The organism is Brevundimonas sp. UBA4553, from assembly GCF_002387245.1.
In the GTDB taxonomy this organism is placed as follows: domain Bacteria; phylum Pseudomonadota; class Alphaproteobacteria; order Caulobacterales; family Caulobacteraceae; genus Brevundimonas.
Genome location: NZ_DGLD01000019.1, coordinates 471185 through 490211 on the forward strand (window position 1 = coordinate 471185; position 19027 = coordinate 490211).

Annotated in this window: 14 protein-coding genes; 11 read left to right on the forward strand and 3 right to left on the reverse strand. The window is 64.3% G+C overall.

Going from position 1 to position 19027, the window contains the following annotated elements; genetic code table 11:
* Window positions 1-24 precede the first annotated feature (24 nt).
* The 4 genes from tmk to B4A39_RS14745 are packed head-to-tail and all read left to right on the forward strand — an operon-like array spanning window position 25 to window position 3222.
* Window positions 25-651 carry a dTMP kinase gene (gene tmk / locus B4A39_RS14730; protein ID WP_292037311.1) on the forward strand — a complete coding sequence of 209 codons (627 nt, stop codon included), beginning with the start codon at window positions 25-27 and terminating at the stop codon, window positions 649-651.
* On the forward strand, window positions 648-1628 hold the full coding sequence (locus B4A39_RS14735) for a DNA polymerase III subunit delta' (protein WP_292037312.1): 981 nt from the start codon (window positions 648-650) through the stop codon (window positions 1626-1628). The genes tmk and B4A39_RS14735 overlap by 4 nt, the downstream gene beginning before the upstream one ends.
* Window positions 1625-2410, forward strand: coding sequence for a TatD family hydrolase (locus tag B4A39_RS14740; RefSeq protein ID WP_292037313.1), 786 nt, complete (start codon window positions 1625-1627; stop codon window positions 2408-2410). Before B4A39_RS14735 ends, B4A39_RS14740 begins: the two co-directional genes overlap by 4 nt.
* Window positions 2407-3222, forward strand: coding sequence for an MBL fold metallo-hydrolase (locus B4A39_RS14745; RefSeq protein WP_292037314.1), 816 nt, complete (start codon window positions 2407-2409; stop codon window positions 3220-3222). Before B4A39_RS14740 ends, B4A39_RS14745 begins: the two co-directional genes overlap by 4 nt.
* Window positions 3223-3224: 2 nt before the next feature.
* Here B4A39_RS14745 and B4A39_RS14750 read toward each other — a convergent pair whose 3' ends face one another.
* Window positions 3225-3929, reverse strand: coding sequence for a TetR/AcrR family transcriptional regulator (locus B4A39_RS14750; RefSeq protein WP_292037315.1), 705 nt, complete (start codon window positions 3927-3929; stop codon window positions 3225-3227).
* Complete coding sequence (locus B4A39_RS14755; protein ID WP_292037316.1) at window positions 3929-5449, reverse strand: carboxylesterase/lipase family protein; 1521 nt, start codon at window positions 5447-5449, stop codon at window positions 3929-3931. The genes B4A39_RS14750 and B4A39_RS14755 overlap by 1 nt, the downstream gene beginning before the upstream one ends.
* 196 nt (window positions 5450-5645) lie before the next feature.
* Here B4A39_RS14755 and B4A39_RS14760 point away from each other — a divergent pair, with 196 nt between their 5' ends.
* A complete protein-coding gene (locus B4A39_RS14760; protein WP_292037317.1) occupies window positions 5646-7880 on the forward strand; it encodes a TonB-dependent receptor in 2235 nt (744 codons plus the stop codon).
* A 51-nt stretch (window positions 7881-7931) separates the two neighbouring features.
* On the opposite strand, the gene B4A39_RS14765 is transcribed toward B4A39_RS14760, so the two are convergent.
* Window positions 7932-8336 carry a hypothetical protein gene (locus B4A39_RS14765; protein ID WP_292037319.1) on the reverse strand — a complete coding sequence of 135 codons (405 nt, stop codon included), beginning with the start codon at window positions 8334-8336 and terminating at the stop codon, window positions 7932-7934.
* A 167-nt stretch (window positions 8337-8503) separates the two neighbouring features.
* Here B4A39_RS14765 and B4A39_RS14770 point away from each other — a divergent pair, with 167 nt between their 5' ends.
* From B4A39_RS14770 to B4A39_RS14795, 6 genes are all read left to right on the forward strand, one after another.
* The gene (locus B4A39_RS14770) at window positions 8504-9013 is read left to right on the forward strand and encodes an RNA polymerase sigma factor (protein ID WP_292037320.1); all 510 of its coding nucleotides are present in this window, start codon (window positions 8504-8506) and stop codon (window positions 9011-9013) included.
* Window positions 9003-9968 (forward strand): FecR family protein, encoded by a 966-nt coding sequence (locus tag B4A39_RS14775; RefSeq protein WP_292037321.1) that lies wholly within the window; start codon window positions 9003-9005, stop codon window positions 9966-9968. Before B4A39_RS14770 ends, B4A39_RS14775 begins: the two co-directional genes overlap by 11 nt.
* A 97-nt stretch (window positions 9969-10065) precedes the next feature.
* Window positions 10066-13218, forward strand: a complete 3153-nt coding sequence (locus B4A39_RS14780; protein ID WP_292037322.1) for a TonB-dependent receptor — start codon at window positions 10066-10068, stop codon at window positions 13216-13218.
* 14 nt (window positions 13219-13232) lie between these two features.
* The gene (locus tag B4A39_RS14785; RefSeq protein WP_292037323.1) at window positions 13233-14585 is read left to right on the forward strand and encodes a purple acid phosphatase family protein; all 1353 of its coding nucleotides are present in this window, start codon (window positions 13233-13235) and stop codon (window positions 14583-14585) included.
* A gap of 196 nt (window positions 14586-14781) precedes the next feature.
* Window positions 14782-17301: a TonB-dependent receptor gene (locus B4A39_RS14790; protein ID WP_292037324.1), complete on the forward strand. Its 2520-nt coding sequence runs from the start codon at window positions 14782-14784 to the stop codon at window positions 17299-17301.
* 11 nt (window positions 17302-17312) lie between these two features.
* Complete coding sequence (locus B4A39_RS14795; protein ID WP_292037325.1) at window positions 17313-19013, forward strand: alkaline phosphatase D family protein; 1701 nt, start codon at window positions 17313-17315, stop codon at window positions 19011-19013.
* The last annotated feature ends 14 nt before the right edge of the window (window positions 19014-19027 follow it).

A 19027-nucleotide genomic window follows, 5' to 3' on the forward strand; every position in this document is an offset into this window, starting at 1 on the left:
CGCCGCGCTCGCCATTGTGCGCGGGTGCAGCGCGGTAAGTTCATCACATTCGAAGGCGGCGAGGGGGCCGGCAAGACCACGCAGGCGCGCCTGCTGGTCGAGCATCTGCGCTCGTTCGGGATCGACGCCGTCCAGACGCGTGAGCCGGGCGGTTCGCCGGGGGCAGAGGTCATCCGCAACATCGTGGTGGCCGGAGACGCTGAGCGCTGGTCGCCTCGCACCGAGACCCTCTTGATGTACGCTGCGCGTTCGGACCATCTGGAGCGCACCATTCGGCCTGCTCTCGATGCCGGCAAATGGGTCGTTTGCGACCGTTTCGCCGACTCCAGCCGTGTGTATCAGGGCGCGGGCGGCGGCGCGCCGGAAAGCCTGATTGAAGCGCTGGACACGGCTATCGTGGCCGGAGACCAACCAGATCTGACCCTGGTGTTCGATCTGCCTGTCGAAGTCGGGTTGGAGCGAGCCTTCGGTCGCGGCCTGTTCGAGACGCGGTTCGAATCCAAAGGCCTGGCTTTCCATCAAAGGCTGCGCGAGGGTTTCCTCGGCGTGGCGCGCCGTCACCCTGAGCGCTGCGTCGTGATCGACGCGACAGGCGAGCTCGAGGCTGTCTCGGCGCGCCTGTGGAGCGCTGTGTCCGAGCGACTGCTGTGAGCGAACACCCGCGCGACCGGTTCGATCTGGTCCCGGACGTCGCGGCCGAAGATGCCTTTCTGGACGCCTTGGGTCGGGGGCGCCTGCATCACGCCTGGTTGCTGTGCGGGGTGGAGGGCAGCGGAAAGGCGACCTTCGCCTATCGCGCAGCCCGTCGTTTGCTGGGCGCTGCGCCTGACCCGTCGCGGGGACCGCTGGGCGCTGCACCCTACGACCCGGTCAGCCAGCTTGTATCGGCTCAGTCGCATCCTGATTTGCTGGTGATGGAGCGGCTGGTCGAAGGGGGCAAGCAGAAGAAGACCATCTCGGTCGATCAGGCGCGGGACCTGCCAGGCTTCTTCGCCAAGAGCCCGTCCCAAGCCCAATATCGCGTGGCGATAATCGACGCTGCGGATGATCTGAATATCAACGCAGCCAACGCCTTACTGAAAATTCTTGAGGAACCGCCTGAGCGAGGCGTTTTGCTGTTGGTGACGCATGCGCCCGGCCGCTTGTTGGCGACGATACGCTCGCGATGCCGACGTCTCAGTTTCCCGATCTGGACTCCGGAACAGTTGGAGACCCTGGTGCGCAACCGCACAGGCGCCGACCTCGAAGACGCGCGCCTCGCCGCCGACATGGCCGGCGGATCGCCTGGCGCGGCCCTGGCCCTGTCGTCTGGCGCCATGCAGGAAGTCGATGCCTTGGCGCGGAGTTGGGTGCTGGGCGACGCCGTGGACCGCGCGGAACAGATGGCGGCCGCCGACGGTTTTCGCGGGGCTGAAGGCCAGGCGAGGTTCGAGGCCCTGATGGATCGACTGATCGCAGCGGTGAAGGCGCGCGCGCTGGAGGCGCCGGCGGGGCAGGGCGCCCGCTGGGCGGAGTTGTGGACCCGATTGGCTGAACTGCCCGACCGCACGGCGGCCATCAATCTGGACCGCGCGGATGTTCTGGCTGGCGCTCTTGCGGATATCGCTCGCACCAAGGCCCTTCGATGATCATCGACAGTCACGTCAACCTGCACGCTCACCAGTTCGACGAGGACCGCGACGAAGTCATTGTTCGTGCCCGCGAGGCCGGCGTGCGCTTGATGGTCGAGATTTCGGACAAACTGTCGACCTTTGAAGCGACGCATGCCCTTGCCATGGCCCACGATGACATCTGGTGCACGGTGGGCGCTCACCCGCATGAAGCCAAGGACCATTTGGAACTGACGGCTGACCACCTGGTCGCCCTGGCCAAGCGTCCGCGTGTCATTGGCATTGGCGAGTGCGGCCTGGACTTCCACTACGACCTCAGCCCGCGCGACGAGCAGGTGGCTGTCTTCCGCCAGCATATCGACGCCGCACGCCGCACTGGTTTGCCGCTGGTCGTGCACACGCGCGAAGCTGACGAGATCATGGCCGCCATCCTGCGCGAGGAACATGCGCGCGACCCTTTCAAGCTTCTGATGCACTGCTACACCAGCGGCGTTGAACTGGCTGAAACGGCCGCAGGACTGGGCGCCTGGTTCTCCGTTTCCGGGATCGCCACCTTCAAGGCGGCGGAGGATGTGCGAGAGGTCATTCGCCGGATGCCCGAAGATCGGATCATCGTCGAGACAGATTGCCCCTATCTGGCGCCTATTCCTTATCGGGGACGCCGTAATGAGCCGGCCTATGTCGGGCTGGTGCTTCAAAAGCTGGCGGAAATCCGGGGCTGGTCGCTCGAGGAGGCCGACCGACGCACGACCGACGCCTTTTTCGCTCTGTTCGACCGCATACCCCGGCCTGCCGAATGAGCAAGCCGGGTGAACTTGAGATCGTCATTCTCGGTTGCGGCTCATCCGGCGGCGTGCCGCGGGGCGACGGTGACTGGGGCGCGTGTGATCCCAGTGAGCCCAGGAACACACGCACCCGTTGCTCCATGCTGGCTCGGCGTCACGGGCCGGACGGCGTCACGAGCGTTCTGATCGACACGTCGCCGGATCTGCGCCAACAGGCGCTGATGGCGGGCATCGCCCATGTCGATGCGGTCCTTTACACTCACGACCATGCGGACCAGACCCATGGCATCGACGACCTGAGGGTCTTCGCCATTCACGCTCGGCGGCGCATTCAGGCATGGATGGATCCGGCCACACACCACGCCCTGACCCAACGGTTCGACTATATTTTCGAAAGCCAGCATGGCTATCCCGCCATTCTGGAAGCGCAGCGCATTCCGCCGCATGGTGAGCCGTGGTGCGTGGATGGTGCTGGCGGTCCGGTCCCTGTCGTCACCTTCGATCAGGCGCACGGGCCGATCCGGTCCGTCGGTTACAGGCTGGGTCCCGTCGCCTACTCCAGCGACGTGTCCGATCTGGACGAGGCGGCTCTGGAGGCGGTACGCGGCGCTGACCTGTGGATCGTCGACGCCCTGCGATACGCCCCCCATCCGACCCACGCCCACGTCGACCGAGCGCTGGACTGGATCTCGCGGTCAGGTGTCAGGAAAGCCGTTCTGACCAATCTTCACATCGACCTCGATTACAACGATCTACGGCAGAAACTTCCGTCAAATGTCGAGGTGGCCTTCGACGGCTTTCAGGCCGAGTTTGAGCTTCGCCGGTAGCGCTATGTACGTCGGATCGCTTCAAATCCGCCCGTGAAGACGGCTTCCATGGCGTCGCAGATAGCGCCCATTTCCGACGACTTGCACAGGCCGCCGGACAGGACGTCGATACGACCGGTCTGGGCTAGCGACAGGGTCAGCGCGCCCGAGAGCAGGTGATAGAACCAGTAGATCTGCCGCGGGGGTGTGTCAGGGGCAATGCGCTTGAGGACGCCGATGAAGCGGTCAATCACCGGGTCGAAATGCTGGTGCATGGTGTCGCCGCCCCACACCGGGGTGTTGTTCACCTGGGCCACGAGCGCGGCGTAGTTGAGCCACGCCTTGTTGTCTTCGTCGAACAGCAGGAACAGGGGCCGAAGGAATGCGTCAATGGCTCCACCTATGGTCATGGCGTCGCCGTGTTCTGCTTCGTAGCGGTCCAGGCTGTCCAGGCGGAGCCGGTTCACCACCTCGGCGCGGCGACCGAAGACGGTCGAGAACAGGCGGTTCTTGTCGTCAAAATAGTAGTGCAGCAGGGCGGTATCGACGTTCGCTTCCTTGGCCACGGCCTTCAAGGTGACGCCGTGCAGGCCATGGCGCGCAAACAGGGCTTCGGCGGCGTCAAGGATACGGGTCGTCGTCTCCTCGCGCCGTTGGGCCTTTGGCTTGGTCGGCGCCTTGGGTGTTGTCGACGCCTTGAGGCGTGGCCTGGTTTCGGTGGCGGTCATCAAGCGACTTTACCCGAGAACAGGGTTCTGAGGCGATCCCGGATCCGAAGCAGCAGGATCAGCAACCCGCCCTTGCGACCGTGATGGTCCAGCGCCGCCTTCCACCAGCCGCGCTGCACTTCGCCGCCAGGCGTTTCGTTGAACACCATCCAAGCGTCGTCGGCGGGACGATACGCGGGCCAGTCGGCACCCGGCGAACCTGTTTTGGCGAAATCAACCCATCGGGCGTGGATGGCGGTGCTGGTGGCGCGATCAGCGTCGGTCGCCAAGGGCGCGTCGTCAGGGCGATGGTCCAGCGTTTCAAAAATGTGGAAAATTTCAGCCGCGTGGCTAGCGCGGCGCATAGTGTCGCGCCGAGACTCTTCCACATAATCAAAGGCATATAGCCAGGACTTCGCGCGTCGTGGACGCGACGCCACCCAACGCGCCGGCGCAGCGAAGCCGAAGTCGCGGAAGCCGAGGCGGATCAGTTGCTCTTCATCGCCGACGGCCTCGGGATAGAGTTTGGCCGATTTGGCGTTCGGCTTGATCAACTGGCCGAACCGCTTCAGCCCGCCGCCGTAGTTGAGGAGGGAGTCCTCGCCGCTGTTGACCCCGATCATCATCGGCACGTCGGTGAAGTCACCGTTGGCGAAGGCGCTGATCGGGTCCCGTTCCAGCAGACGTCCGTCAATGACCGGACCAAAGGCGCTCTCTACGGCAGTGAGCGAGGCGGACGGAACGGCGCGCAGGGCGCCGGCGTCCGCATTAGTCAGACCTATGGCGGCCGCCGTCGCCAAACCCCGTCGATAGGCGGTCTTCAGCGGCGTGGCGGGCAGCCAGCCGCCGCCGGATTGGACGATAACCTTGTGGAACAACCCGCTCGCTTGCGGTGTCGTCATCAGGGCCAGGATGTCGAGGCCGCCCGCAGATTCTCCGAACAGGGTGATGTTGGCAGCGTCGCCGCCGAAGGCCGCTATGTGCGCCCGGACCCATTCCAGCGCCGCGATCTGATCCAGGAGCCCCTGATTGCCCAAAGGCTCATCAACCGGAGCCTCGGCCGTGAGCGCCGGGTGTGCAAAGAAGCCGAACTGGCCCAGGCGGTAGTTCACGCTGACCAGCACCACGCCGTCGCGGGCGAAAGCGCCGCCGTCATAGAAGGGCAGGGAACCCGCCCCCATCCGGTTCGACCCGCCGTGAAGCCACAGCATGACCGGGGCGGGACGCGTCGTATCGACCGGAGTCCAGATATTCAGGGTCAGGCAGTCCTCGCTGGTCGGCTCGGGCGCGCCGCCAATGGAGACGATGTCGGCCACGTCGGCGGGGCCGGCCTGTGGGGCCGCTGGACCGAACTCCGTCGCCTCGCGGACACCCGTCCATGCAGGGAAGGGCCGCGGTGCGCGCCAGCGCAACTCGCCCACAGGGGCGGCGGCGTAGGGTATGCCGCGAAACACATTCGCCGCCCCATCGCGCAAGCCCCTCAGGCTTCCGGACACAGTGTGAACGACGGGCTGCGTCGCAGCATGAGTGATCTGATCCATGGTCCGTCCCTCCGGGCGCGATCTTCGCCGCGCTTCTTCACTTGAGAATGAACAACGCTCGGTCGGCTGTCGAGCGGCATTGTGAAACATCATTCATGAGCAAATGAATGATGTTGACAGCGGGGCTGTTCGCGGACCACCGTCGGACCAACACAGATCAGCGGCGATCAAACGACCGCGTGGAGAGGAACCGAGAATGCGATCGACAGCACAATTGCGCCTGGCGCTGATGACCAGCGCCTTCATCACGGCCTCGCTTTGCGCGGCGCCCGCCCTGGCCCAGCAAGCGACGGACACCGAGCAGGTGTCCAGCATCGACGATATCGTTGTGACGGCCCGGCGACGCGAGGAAACGCTCAAGGACGTGCCGGTGGCCGTCAGCGCCATCAGCGCCGAGCGTCTGGATGAGACCGGAGCCGCCGATATCACCACCCTGCAACAGCAGACGCCGAACGCCACCGTACAGATCGCTCGCGGCACGAACTCGACGCTCACCAGCTTCATCCGGGGTGTTGGCCAGCAGGATCCGCTCTGGGGCTTTGAGCCTGGCGTCGGCCTTTATGTCGATGATGTCTATGTGGCCCGTCCGCAGGGCGCCGTGCTGGACATCTTCGACATCGAGCGTCTGGAGGTCCTGCGGGGACCGCAGGGCACGCTCTATGGTCGAAACACCATCGGCGGTGCGATCAAGTACGTCACAAAACGCCTGGGTCAGGACCCTGAACTGGACCTTAGGGCAGCGTACGGTAGCTACAATCAGCTAGATCTGATCGCTTCGGGTTCGACCCCGCTGAACGACACCCTGCGGATCGGCGGCGCGATCGCGCGTTACACCCGCGACGGCTACGGGACCAACCTGACCACTGGCGCTGAGCACTACAACAAGGACGTCACCGCAGGGCGCCTGAGCGTTGAATGGACGCCCAGCGATGACCTGTTCTTCCGCCTAGCCGGCGACATCACTGAGGATGAGTCCAACGCCCGTCACGGCTATCGCCTCAAGGCGCCGATGACCGATGGCATCTATGACACCCGCGCGGGCATCGGCGACGAGGGCTATGTCCGCACGCGCGGCCTCTCCTTCACCGGCGAGTGGAACGTCAATGACGCCATGACCTTCAAATCCGTTACGGCCTGGCGCGATGGCGATACGAAGGGCGATGGCATCGACTTCGACGGTCTGCCGCAACCGATCCTCGACATTCCCGGCTATTACGCCGACAGCCAGTTCACGCAGGAATTCCAACTGCTGTTCGAAGGCGAGCGCTGGCAGGGCGTGGCGGGCCTCTTCTACATGGACGCCTCGGCCGAGGGAGCGTTCGACACCGTCATCGGCCTTTATCCCAGCATGGGGCCGGGGCTGCCCGCGGGTCTGACGACCTATACCGGCGGCAAGGTGGACACCGAAAGCTTCGCCGTCTTCGCCGACTTCAGCTACGATCTGACGGACCAACTGTCGCTGTCGGTTGGCGGTCGCTGGACCCAGGACAAGAAGAGCGTCGACCAACTCCGCCAGAACTATCTGGGCATCAAGAGCCCGTTCTTCGGCAATAACGCCGCCATCCCCGCCGGCGCTCCTGCCACCGACTACACCAACTTGGACACATATTCGGAGTTCACGCCGCGCATCAGCGCCAGCTACAAGTTCACGCCGGAACTGACGGGCTACGCCTCTTACGGACGGGGCTTCAAGTCGGGAGGTTTCGACATGCGCGGCGACGCCTCCCTCTATCCCGAGACGATCAACGGCTATCAGCCGGAGTTGGTGGATACCTACGAGATTGGCCTGAAGGGGTCGCTGCTGGACCGCCGCATCAACTTCGCCACCGCACTGTTCAAGTCGGACTACACGGACCAGCAGATCACGTCGCAGTTCTTTATCCCGCCGGCCTCGGTCGTCAGCTTTGTGGATAATGCGGGCTCCAGCGAAATCTGGGGCTGGGAGTTGGAAGCCAGCGCGCGCCTGACCGACAGCTTTGTCCCGCGCCTGACGCTGGGTTATCTGGACGCCAAGTTCAACGAGTTCGTCACCTTCAACCCTCTGACGGGCCAGCGTGAGAACATGGCCGATCAGCGGGCGTTCCAGAACACCCCGGATTGGACCGCAAATATCGCGCTGCCCTACAGCTTCGATATGGGAGATCGCGGTTCGCTGATCTTTACGCCAATGGCGTCCTATCGTGGCGCGACCCAGATGTTCGAGACGGCCATACCCCTGCTCGATCAGGGCGCATACTGGCTATACGACGCCACTCTGATGTGGACGGCGCAGGATGACCGCTATCGGGTCAGCCTGGCTGGCCGCAACCTGTCCGACGAACGCTATCGCGCGGGCGGTTACAACTTCCCAGGCGCGATTACGGGTGACTCCGTCATCGGCTTCTACGGTGCGCCTCGCACTGTCACTCTGAGCGTTACGGCGTCGTTCTAGATCGCCTGATGCCTCTCCCGCAGGAGCAACGCCTGTGGGAGAGGTATTGTGTTAGTCCTCGTCGTCGGCGCCGATGACGGCGCTCGCGACCAGATCGCGCCACGTAGGATCGGTGTCATCGACTAGATCAACGTCGTCCATCAGAGCGACCGCGCCGCTGCCGTCGGGCAAAACCAGGCCGAGAACCTCCATGGCTTCGCCATCGGATCCGATATGCGTCTCGGCCTGAACGGCGACCGCCGCCTGTTCGCCATCGTCCTCCCACCAGATGAGCGGTTGGGGCAGGTCCATCTCGATCGGTCTGGCGTCGTCAGTATCGGCCAGAGCGAAAATGGCCCGACGCGCCTGAACATCCTCCAAGGTTGCAACCGCGCCGATGAAGGGCGTCAGGCGTGACCAGTCGTCGACGTCGAAGCCGCCGCCGTCGTCATCATAGTCATCGAAATCCTGGCTCATGCGCCGCTCCTCATTGTCAGGTCTCTCTAGCGCCGTCGGCATTTGAAGTAACCAACGAACCTTGAGGCGGACGGCAGAGGCAAGGCTGCGCCTTTAAATGAACATTGAAATTCATCGCATTTGTCACAGGCGGTCCTTATAGCCACGCTTATTGAGGGAGCGTTGCGTTGATCGGTCACGAGCATGAGGTAGGGCGGACCCTGGCGGCCCAGAACCAGGTGCTTCTGGCCTATGTTCGGCGAAGACTGACCACGGCAGGTGACGCCGAGGATGTCGCGCAGGAGGCGATCATGCGCGTTCTGGCGCGCGCTCGCGAGACCCTGATCACCGATCCATTATCCTACGCCATGCGAGCGGCGCGGAACATCCTGATCGATCGCGGCCGCCGCGTCGCCAACATGCCGCTGGATGACCTGGAGGCGGCAGATGTTCCCATCGATAGCGGGGCAACGCCGCTTGAGGCGCTGGACATGAGTGAGCGATTGAGATTGTGTCAAAGCGCGCTGGAGGCCATGCCGCCTCTGCGACGCGAAATTTTCCTGCGGCGTCGCGCCAGCGACGAATCCTACGAAAAGATCGCCTTCGATCTGAAGCTGTCGGTAGAGGCGGCGCAGAAACACTATAGCCGCGCAGCCCAGACCTTGCGCCAGACGGCGGAGGGCCGCCATGTCGACTAAGGTCGTGAACTCCAGGGATGACCGCGAGGCGGCGTTGTGGGCTGATGCGCGACGCGAGGCGAGTTGGTCCAGCGCCCGACAGGCGGCTTTGGATCAATGGCTGGACGGGCGACCTGACCGTGCGGACCTTTTGCGCAGACATGAGGCGCTGATCGATGACGCGGCCGTCATCTGGGCGACGCAGCGCGTGTTGCGTGCGCGACCGGCGCGACGACGCTTCGTGTCCTGGCCGCGCGGCGCTGTGGCGGGAGCTGGGCTGGCTGGCGTCATGGGAGCGATCGCTTTGATGATCGTCGGTCTGCCTCAGGGGGATCTTATCGTGGGCGCCCGTGGCGTCCCGCAACCCATCGCTCTGGCGGATGGCTCGGCGGTTCGACTGAACGGCCAGAGCCAGGTGCGGGTCGATCTTGGTGCGAATGAACGTGTCCTGCACCTCAAGGGTGAGGGGTTTTTCGAGGTCGCGCCGGACAAGACGCGGCCCTTTTCCGTTGAGGTGGACGGCACGCGCGTCATCGCCGTCGGAACGCGTTTCAATGTCGATCAGCGCCAGACGCCCGCAGGCAAGGTGGTCGAGGTCGTGGTGTTTGAAGGGGTCGTCAAGGTCGTCTCCGATCGAGGCATGACGATGAGGGTTCTCGCTGGCGAGCGGGCCACAGTGTCTGGCGGCGTCGTCGAACACGCACCCTTGGCGCGACCGGAGGCTGAGACTGACGTGCCGTCGTGGGCCAAGGGGTGGCTAGAGTTTGAGGAAGCGACCCTGGCGAGCGTGGTCGAGGAGATGGAACGCACGACCGGCGTCAAGGTCAGGCTGGCCGATCCGACCGTGGCGCGCGCCATGATCAGCGGTCGTTTCGCCTATGATCGGCCCGAGAACGCTCTTGCGGCCATGGTAGGAATTCATGGCTTCAAACTGACTCGTCTGGGAACGGATCATTTTGAGATTTCCGAAGGTTAGGCAACGTTGAGGGCAAGTTTTCATGACGGCTGTCAGGAGTTCTTTCGTCGCCGTCTAACCCCGTAACGATCAAGTTCGATCGCAGGGGATTTACCGAATGCCTATCTACAAGACCGGCCTTCTGACAGCGGCTGCGGTCGCTGTTCTTACGTCCGTCGCCGCACCAGCCTACGCTTGGCAGGCCGCCAGTAACATCGAAGCGCGCGTGGCCGTCGCTATTCCCGCCCAGGATCTGGGTCGGGCGCTTCAGACCCTGTCGCGCGATACGGGGCTGCAGATCGTCTTCGATCCCGGCCTGACGCGCGGGCGGACCTCCAACGCCGTTTCGGGGGCGATGGCTCCGCGCGAAGCGCTACGTCGCATGATCGCCGGCTCGGGCGTCGAGGCGCGCGACGTGCGCGGCGTTCTGACCCTGGTGCGCCAGTCCGCGGACGCGAGCGCCACGGCTCCCGACGCATTCGAAGTCGAGGACGTGCAGGTGGTCGGTTATGCGGCTGGTCTGCGCCGGTCGCTGGACGCCAAGCGTCAGGCCGACTTCATCTCGGACGTGATCAGCGCCGACGACATGGGGGATCTGCCGGCCAACAACGTGGCCGAATCCCTGTCGCGTCTTCCGGGCGTCAACGCTGTGCGCAACCACACGACGGGCGAGGGCGACCGCATCACCATTCGCGGCCTGTCGACCGAGCTGAACAACTACACCATGAACGGCGTGCGCATGGGTGGGGCCGGTTCGCCGGGCGACAACTTCTATCGCGGCGTCCGCCTCAGCTTTCTGCCGCCCGAAGGCATCGACTCGATCACCGTCATCAAAAGCCTGACGCCGGACCGCGACGGCGACGCCCTCGGCGGCACGATCGACATTCGTACGCCCACCGCTTTCGATCATGATCCGGTCTATGGCGTCGTGTCGGCCTCGGTCGGCATGCTGGACAAGTTCGACGACGAAAAATCGGGTGAGCTCTCAGGCTCGTTTGGACGCCAGTTCAACGACAACTGGGGCCTGTTCGTCACCGGCAGCTGGTCGCGTCGCAAGTCGCAGTTCGAAGAGAATGGGGTGGACGGCGATAACCAGCCCTCCGTCTGGTACGCCGACAGCGAGACCATGGGCTGGGACACCGACACTTTCGTCATGCGCGGCATGAACATCGGTTTCGGCGAGACCGAGGTTGAGCGTCACGGCTTGAACGCCAGCCTCGACTACCGCGGCGTGGATCACGATTTCCACCTGCGCGGCCAGTTCAACGAGTACACGAAGGAGGAGTTCGGCAATCGCCTGAACTTCCGCAACGACACCGGCCGAAACTCCGCTCGTCTGAGCCAGGTCGACAAGACCATGACCGGCCTGCTGCGTCCCGAGGACGCCGTGATCGGCACGGACGCCAAACTGGGGCGCATCTACAACTACACCACGGCCCAGATTGTGGACCGCGACAAGGACGGCCGCATCACCGACGCTGACCGCTCGACGCGCTCCTATTATACTCTGGACGGCGCCTCGGGGACCTGGGACCCGCAGGGCTTCCGCCTGCGTCGCTTTTGGGAAGGCTCGCGTGAGACGGGCACGGTGATGTCCCTCAACCTCGGCGGCGTCAGCCGCGTGGGCGACTTCACGGTCGACTACGACGTCTCCTACGCCAAATCGGAGGACAACACCGACGACAGCTACGAGATGGAGTTCCGCAGCGACAAGTACGGCTGGTTGGGCAACAAGGGGGTCAACGTCACCAACTTCGGCGACAGTCGTTTCCCCAAGTGGGTGCTGAACGACGCCGGAATGGCGGCGATCCACGATAACAGCCAGTATGACTTCAGCGGTCTGTCGGGTGAGATCGGCGGCGCGCAGGAAGAGTTGTGGCAGGGCCAGTTCAACGTCGAATGGCGCCCCGTCTCGACCTGGCTGGAAGCCGTCAAGGCGGGCGGCAAGTACTATAGCTCCAAGCGCTCGACCTATAGCGGCGAGTTCATGGACCTGGACGCCAGCGGCACCCTGGCCGACTTCTCGCGCTTCTATGGCAAGGAAGTCACCAGCCTGTTCGACGGCGAGTATTCGGGCCTCTATCGCCTAGGCACGGTGATCGACAACGACGCCATGCTGGCCGAACTGCAGCGCGCGATGGAAGGTCAAAGCGACTTCTTCGACGGCTTCGCCACCGATCCCGCCAACGCCGAACTGAGCGGCGAGGACAGCTTCACCTTCAAGGAGAACATCTTCGCCGGCTACCTGATGGCGACGGCCCGCTTCGGTCAGGCGCAGATTCTGGGCGGCGTCCGGGTGGAGAGCACCAACAACGAGATCGACGCCTATATCCTGGATGAGGTCCAGGGGGCGCACTTCGCCACGGATAAGAGCGACTTCGTCAACGTCCTGCCGTCGATCCACCTCAACTATGATCTGGATGACCGGACCAAGGTCCGCGCCGCCATCTGGACCAGCTTCGCCCGCCCGGACATCGCCCGTATGTCGTCGGCGCGCGAGTATGGCTACGACAGCGACCCGGACGGCGACGGCACGGTGAACCCGAAAAGCGAATGGCTGTTGGTCGCTATCGAACAGGGCAACCCGGATCTGAAGCCGATGAAGGCGGTCAACTACGACCTCTCCATCGAACGCTACAACGGCGACACCGGCGCCTATTCGCTGGGCCTGTTCTACAAGGATATCGAGAACTTCCTGTACCGTTCCTCGTCGTCGAACATCCGCGACGGGACGGCGGGCGTGAACACCGGTCCCGATGGCGTCACGATTTCCAAGCCCAACAACGGCAAGTGGGCGCGGGTCTACGGCGTCGAGATGAGCGCCCAGCAGGTCTTCCACTGGCTGCCCGGTCCGTTGGCCGGGCTTGGAGCCAGCGTCAATCTGACTTTGCAGAAGTCGGAGGCTGAGACCGGCATTTCCTGGCATCCAGAAGGTTACACCTTGCCGCTGATGGAGACGCCGGAGGCGGTCGCCAACGTGCAGATCTTCTGGGCGCGGGACGGCTGGGAGGCCTATGCCGCCTACAGCTATCAGTCGGAATTCCTCGAAGGCATCCAGGACTTCGGCAACAATCCCTATGAGCAGGACTACGAGTTCGTGGACCTGAACGTGCGGCGCAAGCTGTGGAACGGGGCGACGGCGTCGCTGCAGGTCCAGAACCTCTTCGACAACCACACCTACTGGTACACAGCCGGCGCCAGCACGGGCTCCAGCCGCGCCTATATCAAGAACGGGCGGTCGATCTCGGTCGGCCTGACCTACGTCTTCTGATCGGGGAGGGGATCATGAAAACGACCCACGCCCTGATGCTCGGGGCCGCGCTTGCGGCCCTGGGCGGACAGACGATGGCGCAGACCGCCGAGCGTCCGCTGCGCCCTGAACCCGCGCCAGTCCAGGCTTCCGACCGGCCAGTGGTCCCTCCGACCGAGCAGCCGGAACGGATCATCCTCAACCTGACAGCCGACCCGGCGCACGAGATGGCCGTAACCTGGCGTACTGCACCGGGCGCCGTCGGCTTCGTTGAATTCGCTGAGGCCCAGGATGGTCCGGACTTCATCCAGCAGGCGGTGCGCATGACGGCTGTCACGGATGACGCGACCATCGCCGTGCGTGAAGCGGCCGAGTTCCGTGCGGCCTATCATTCGGCGGTGCTGAAAGGGCTGAAGCCTGAGACGGTCTATGCCTATCGCGTCGGCGACGGCGCGCGCTGGTCGGAATGGCTGCAGTTCCGCACTGCGGCGGCGACGGCCAAGCCCTTCACGTTCGTCTACATGGGGGACATGCAGAACAACATTCTCAGCGAGGCGTCTCGCACCATGAGGATGGCCTTCCGCAAGGCCGGGGACGCCGCCTTCGTCATCCACGCGGGCGATCTGATCAACCGGCACGACAGCGATAACGAATGGGGCGAGTGGTTCGCCGTCGGCGGCTTCCTGTACGCCCAGACGCCGCAGATGCCGACGCCGGGCAATCATGAATACGGACGCGGTCCCGTGCTGAACCCTCAGTGGCGGCGTCAGTATACTCTGCCTGAAACCGGGCCCGCAGGCGTGGAGAAGCTGAAAGAGACGGCCTGGACCGTCGACTATCAGGGGTTGCGACTGATCTCCGTCGACGCGCCCCTGTTCCACGGGGACGAGGCGATGCGAGCCGAGATGGTGCGCTGGCTCGACGGCCTGTTGGCGAACAATCCCAATCGCTGGACAGCGCTGTTCTTGCACTTCCCGCTGTTCTCGATCGATCCTGATCGTGACAATTCGCGGGTGCGCGACGCCCTGAAGCCGTTGATCGACAAGTACGGCGTTGATCTGGTGCTACAGGCCCATGATCATGGTTATGCGCGAGGGGCCATCGGCACGGGCCCGATGCTCAACGCGGGGCCAGCCCGGCCGTCCGATCATGGCTCGACCTATGTCGTGTCGGTCGCCGGTCCCAAGATGTACCCGGTGGCTGATCTCGGTTGGGCTACTCGATCGGCCTCGCGGACCCAGACCTTCCAGACCCTGGACGTATCGCCGGACGCAGTGACCTATCGCGCTTTCACCGCGACCGGCCGCGAACTGGACGCCTTCCGCCTGATCAAGGGCGCTGACGGTGTGTCGAGGATCGAGACACTGGCTGTCGACCAAGACCGCTAGTCCCTTCTAGTTGGAATGAAATGAAGGGAGGCGTCGGTTCCGGCGCCTCCCTTTCTTATGTGGTGAATGCCGTTTGTTCCCGGAGGGGTCGTCATTGAACTGAGGTGTCAGCTTCACTGTGGATTTGCGGGGGCGTCGCCGGCCCGACATCGACGCCCACTACGCCTCCCCGGACCTTCAAGGGGGATGTGCGATGATGAAGTCAGTGAAAAACAAGGCTGGCCTGCTGACGGGGGCGGCAATGCTCAGCCTGGCCACGGCAGGCGCGGCTCACGCTCAGAGCGTGGCCCAGGATCATGTCTCGACGGTTGACGACGTGATCGTCACCGCCCAGCTGCGTGCGCAGGACCCGATCGAGGTGCCTTTCGCCCTGACGGCCTATAGCGGTCAGTTTCTTGAGAACCTGGGCGTTCAGGAGTTCGAGCAACTGTCGGCCTTCGTGCCGGGCTTCCTGGTGCAGAACCAGTCGCCGAACAATCCGGGTTTCGTGATGCGCGGCATCACTTCGGATTCCGGCGCCGCCACCGCAGAGCCTCGCGTCTCAGTGTTCCAGGATGGCGTGTCGATCTCCAAGTCGCGCGGCTCCTACGTTGAGCTGTTCGATCTGGAGCGCGTCGAAATCGCAAAAGGTCCGCAGTCGACCCTCTATGGCCGCGGCGCTCTGATCGGAGCGGTCAACCTGGTTCAGAACCGTGCTCGTCCGGGCGAGTTCGACGCCGAGATGCGCGCCGAGGCCGGCAGCGAGGGATATCGCCTGGTCGAAGGCTTCGTGAATGCGCCACTGGGCGATGACGCGGGCCTGCGTCTGGCCACGCGGATGAAGACCCGTGACGGCTCGGTCGAAAACCTGCTCGGCGGCGAGGACTACAACGGCATCGAGACCAAGGCCTTCCGCCTGTCCGGCGCATGGACGCCCACCGACACAATACGCGCCGACCTGATCGCCAACTACCAGACGGACAACGCGAGCGGCACCTCATTCAAGTCGATCGCCTATGATCCGGCCGACCCGATCACGGGCGTCGTTCTGGGTGGCCGCGCGCCGTGGGAGGGCGCTGCCCTGACGCCAGGCGCGGCCTTCGATGGCGGCAAGAGCCTTGGCCTGGATCGCGAGGTCTGGGGCGTGACGGGTCTGGTGAAGTGGACGCTGTCGCCGTCGCTAGCGCTGAACTCCACCACGGCTTATCGCCAGTTCGACTCGTATGAAACCTTCGACGCCGACGGTCTGTCGCTGCCGCTTCTGACCGCAGCCGAGGAGGCCTATGGCGAGCAGTGGAGCCAGGAGTTCCGTCTGAACTGGGACAATGGCGGACGCCTGTCGGGCTTCGCTGGCGCCGGCTGGTTCCATGAGGAAGGCTATCAGCGCACGCCGACCCAGTTCGACGAGCGTATCGCTCTGGCTCAACTAGCCGGATTGTTGGACGGGTCGCCGACGACGGTGGGTCACAACACCCTGCCGATCTCGGCCTATCCGATTGTAGCCACGCAGTTCCTGCAGGCGACGCTGACGCCGCTGGGGGCAGGGGCTCTTGCCGCGCCGATCGCCGCGAACCTGAAGCCGGCCCATATCGAGATTCCCATCAACAGCGCCGAACTGACGTCCTACGACCTATTCGCGGATCTGACGTTCAAGGCTACCGACCGGCTCGAGTTCGCAGGCGGCGTCCGCTACACGCGCGACGAAAAGACCACGGGTTACGCCAGTTCGGTCGCCAACGGCCGTTCCATCGCGGGCGGGCTGCTGGCTGTGCTTCAGGGCGCCGTGCCGCCGGCCCAGGTTCCGGCCCTGCTGGGCGGCCTCGCCAATCCGAACGCAGTCAATCTGCCGGCGACGCTTCTTCCGCTGTTCGGCCTGACGGCGCAACCGACCGCCAACAACGGCGACTTCGTCTATGACGATCACGAGGACGACGGCTTCACCTGGCGCCTGACGGCGCGCTACGTCCTGTCGGAGGACGCCAGCCTCTACGCCAACTACGCGCGCGGCCGTCGCCCTGAGGTCCTGAGCGTCAGCGGCCCTGCAACACCGTTGGGCGCTCCGACCTTCAAAGTCATCGAGGCAGAGACGGTCGACAGCTTCGAGATCGGCGCCAAGGCGGCGCTGATGGATGGGCGTCTGCGGCTGGACGGCGCGGTCTTCCACTACGCTTACGACAACTTCCAGACGACGGTTCAGGAAGGCACGCGCTTCATCACCACCAATGCGGGCGAGGCCAGCGCCTACGGCTTCGAGGGGCAGGTTTTCTGGGCCGCCACCAACAACTTCGACCTGTTCGGCACCTATGGCTACAACCACTCGCGGTTTGAAGCGGGCCTGTATGACGGCAACCGTTTCCGTCTGTCGCCCGATAACATGGCGTCGATCGGCGCCATCTGGCGTCTGCCGGTCGCGGGCGGCGAGGTCGAGGTGCAGCCGACATACACCTGGCAATCCAAGGTCTTCTTCGACGACAACAACGACATCCCGGCGCTGCAGACCCAGAACTTCGTCCCGGACACGATCCAGGACGAGTATCAGGACAGCTACGGCCTGCTGAACCTGCGGATTCGCTATGCGCCGTCCTCGGGCAACTGGGGGGTGGAGGCCTTTGGCGAAAACCTGCTGGACGAGGAGTATATCAAGGACGCTGGCAACACCGGCGACGCCCTCGGCCTGCCAACCTTCATCGCCGGACGCCCCGCCAGCTATGGCGTGGCCTTCACTGTTCGCTACTGAGGGCTGGCGGCATGACCATGAACCGTCGCGGCCTTCTGGGTCTGTTCGGGGCCGGGGCGGCCATTGGCGCGACGCCGGCTATGGCGGAGGCGGCTTCGGCCTCCTTCGCCCACGGCGTCGCCTCCGGCGATCCGGGAACGGACCGGGTGATCCTGTGGACGCGCGTCACGCCAGCGGAGGGTTCAAGCGGCCCGATTTCGGTGGCCTGGCGCGTGCTGGAAGGTGAGGCGACTGTCGTTTCCGGCCGGTTCGACACCGGACCGGAGCGCGATTACACCGTCAAGATCGATGTCGCCGGGCTGCGCCCTGGCCGCGACTATCGCTACGACTTCGCCGTGGGCGAGATCCGCTCGCCGGTCGGGCGCACCCGCACCCTGGCTGCTGAAGGCGAGACGTCTGTCAATCTGGCGGTCGTGTCGTGCCAGTTGTACCCTGGCGGCCTTTTCAACGTCTATGAAGCCATTGCAGCCCTGCCGTCGCTGGACGCCGTGGTGCACCTTGGCGACTACATCTATGAGTACGGGGCCGAGGCGGACGCCTATGGCATGGCCACCGGCGCAGCGTTGAACCGCCTACCCGAGCCGCGTCATGAGATCGTGACTCTGGCCGACTATCGGACCCGTCACGCCCAGTACAAGACCGACGCCGACCTTCAGGCCGCCCATGCCCGTGCGCCCTTCATCTGTGTCTGGGACGACCATGAGACGGCCAACGACGCCTGGCTGCACGGCGCCGAGAACCACCAGCCTGAGACCGAAGGTGACTTCGCCGTCCGCAAGGCGGCCGCGCTAAAGGCCTATTATGAGTGGATGCCGATCCGCGAGGCGGCACCCGGTGCGCTGAAGGAGGCCATCCACCGCAGCTTCCACTTCGGCGATCTGGCCAGCCTGATGATGGTCGAGACGAGGCTGACAGGGCGCACGGAACCGCTCGACTACAGCAAGGATCTGACCGCCAAGGACGGTCCCGACGGCGAGCCTGTGCTGGACCTGGATGCGTTCCGGGCCAGACTCAACGACCCGGCGCGCGATCTGATGGGGCCTGATCAACGCGAATGGCTGACGCGTGAACTGAAGGCTTCAAAAGCGGCCGGCCGTCCGTGGCAGGTGCTTGGCAATCAGGTCGTAACCGCTCGCGTGGCAGGACCCGACGTGTCGCGCACCATGACGCCCGCGCAGATCGAGGGCCTGATGGCCCAGGTCCCCGAAGCTTTCCGTGAGCAGTTCGAGCAGGCCCTGTTCCTGTTCAAGATGGGGCTGCCGTTCAATCTTGACGCCTGGGACGGTTATCCGGCGGGACGCGAGCGTCTCTATGCCGCCTTCGCCGACGCCGGAGTGCAGCCGATCGTCCTGGCTGGCGACAGCCACGCCTTCTGGGTCAATGAGCTGAAAGACGCCGGCGGCGTCCGTCGCGCCGTGGAGTTTGGAACCAGCGCGGTCTCCAGTCCTTCGATCGGCGACGCCATAGGCGGCTTCCCGCTGGGCGCGGCCTTGATGCAGACCAATGACGAGGTCGCCTTCTGCGACCAGTCCGCCAAGGGCTTTGTGCTGCTTTCCCTGACGAAAGACCGCGCCGACGCGACGCTGATGGCGGTCTCGACCATCTTCGCCAAACCGTTCGAGGTATCGCCGTTGAAACGGTTCAGCGTGCGCCCGGATGGCGGATTGGTGGACGAAACTGGATCGAGCCCGGCATCCCAGAGCACGACCTGATCAGCCTGCCGCGA

Coding starts and splice junctions, on each gene's coding strand:
- B4A39_RS14740 (WP_292037313.1), top strand. CDS start 1,625: ATGATCATCGACAGTCACGTCAACCTGCACGCTCACCAGTTCGACGAG.
- B4A39_RS14745 (WP_292037314.1), top strand. CDS start 2,407: ATGAGCAAGCCGGGTGAACTTGAGATCGTCATTCTCGGTTGCGGCTCA.
- B4A39_RS14750 (WP_292037315.1), bottom strand. CDS start 3,929: ATGACCGCCACCGAAACCAGGCCACGCCTCAAGGCGTCGACAACACCC.
- B4A39_RS14755 (WP_292037316.1), bottom strand. CDS start 5,449: ATGGATCAGATCACTCATGCTGCGACGCAGCCCGTCGTTCACACTGTG.
- B4A39_RS14760 (WP_292037317.1), top strand. CDS start 5,646: ATGCGATCGACAGCACAATTGCGCCTGGCGCTGATGACCAGCGCCTTC.
- B4A39_RS14765 (WP_292037319.1), bottom strand. CDS start 8,336: ATGAGCCAGGATTTCGATGACTATGATGACGACGGCGGCGGCTTCGAC.
- B4A39_RS14775 (WP_292037321.1), top strand. CDS start 9,003: ATGTCGACTAAGGTCGTGAACTCCAGGGATGACCGCGAGGCGGCGTTG.
- B4A39_RS14780 (WP_292037322.1), top strand. CDS start 10,066: ATGCCTATCTACAAGACCGGCCTTCTGACAGCGGCTGCGGTCGCTGTT.
- B4A39_RS14785 (WP_292037323.1), top strand. CDS start 13,233: ATGAAAACGACCCACGCCCTGATGCTCGGGGCCGCGCTTGCGGCCCTG.
- B4A39_RS14790 (WP_292037324.1), top strand. CDS start 14,782: ATGAAGTCAGTGAAAAACAAGGCTGGCCTGCTGACGGGGGCGGCAATG.
- B4A39_RS14795 (WP_292037325.1), top strand. CDS start 17,313: ATGACCATGAACCGTCGCGGCCTTCTGGGTCTGTTCGGGGCCGGGGCG.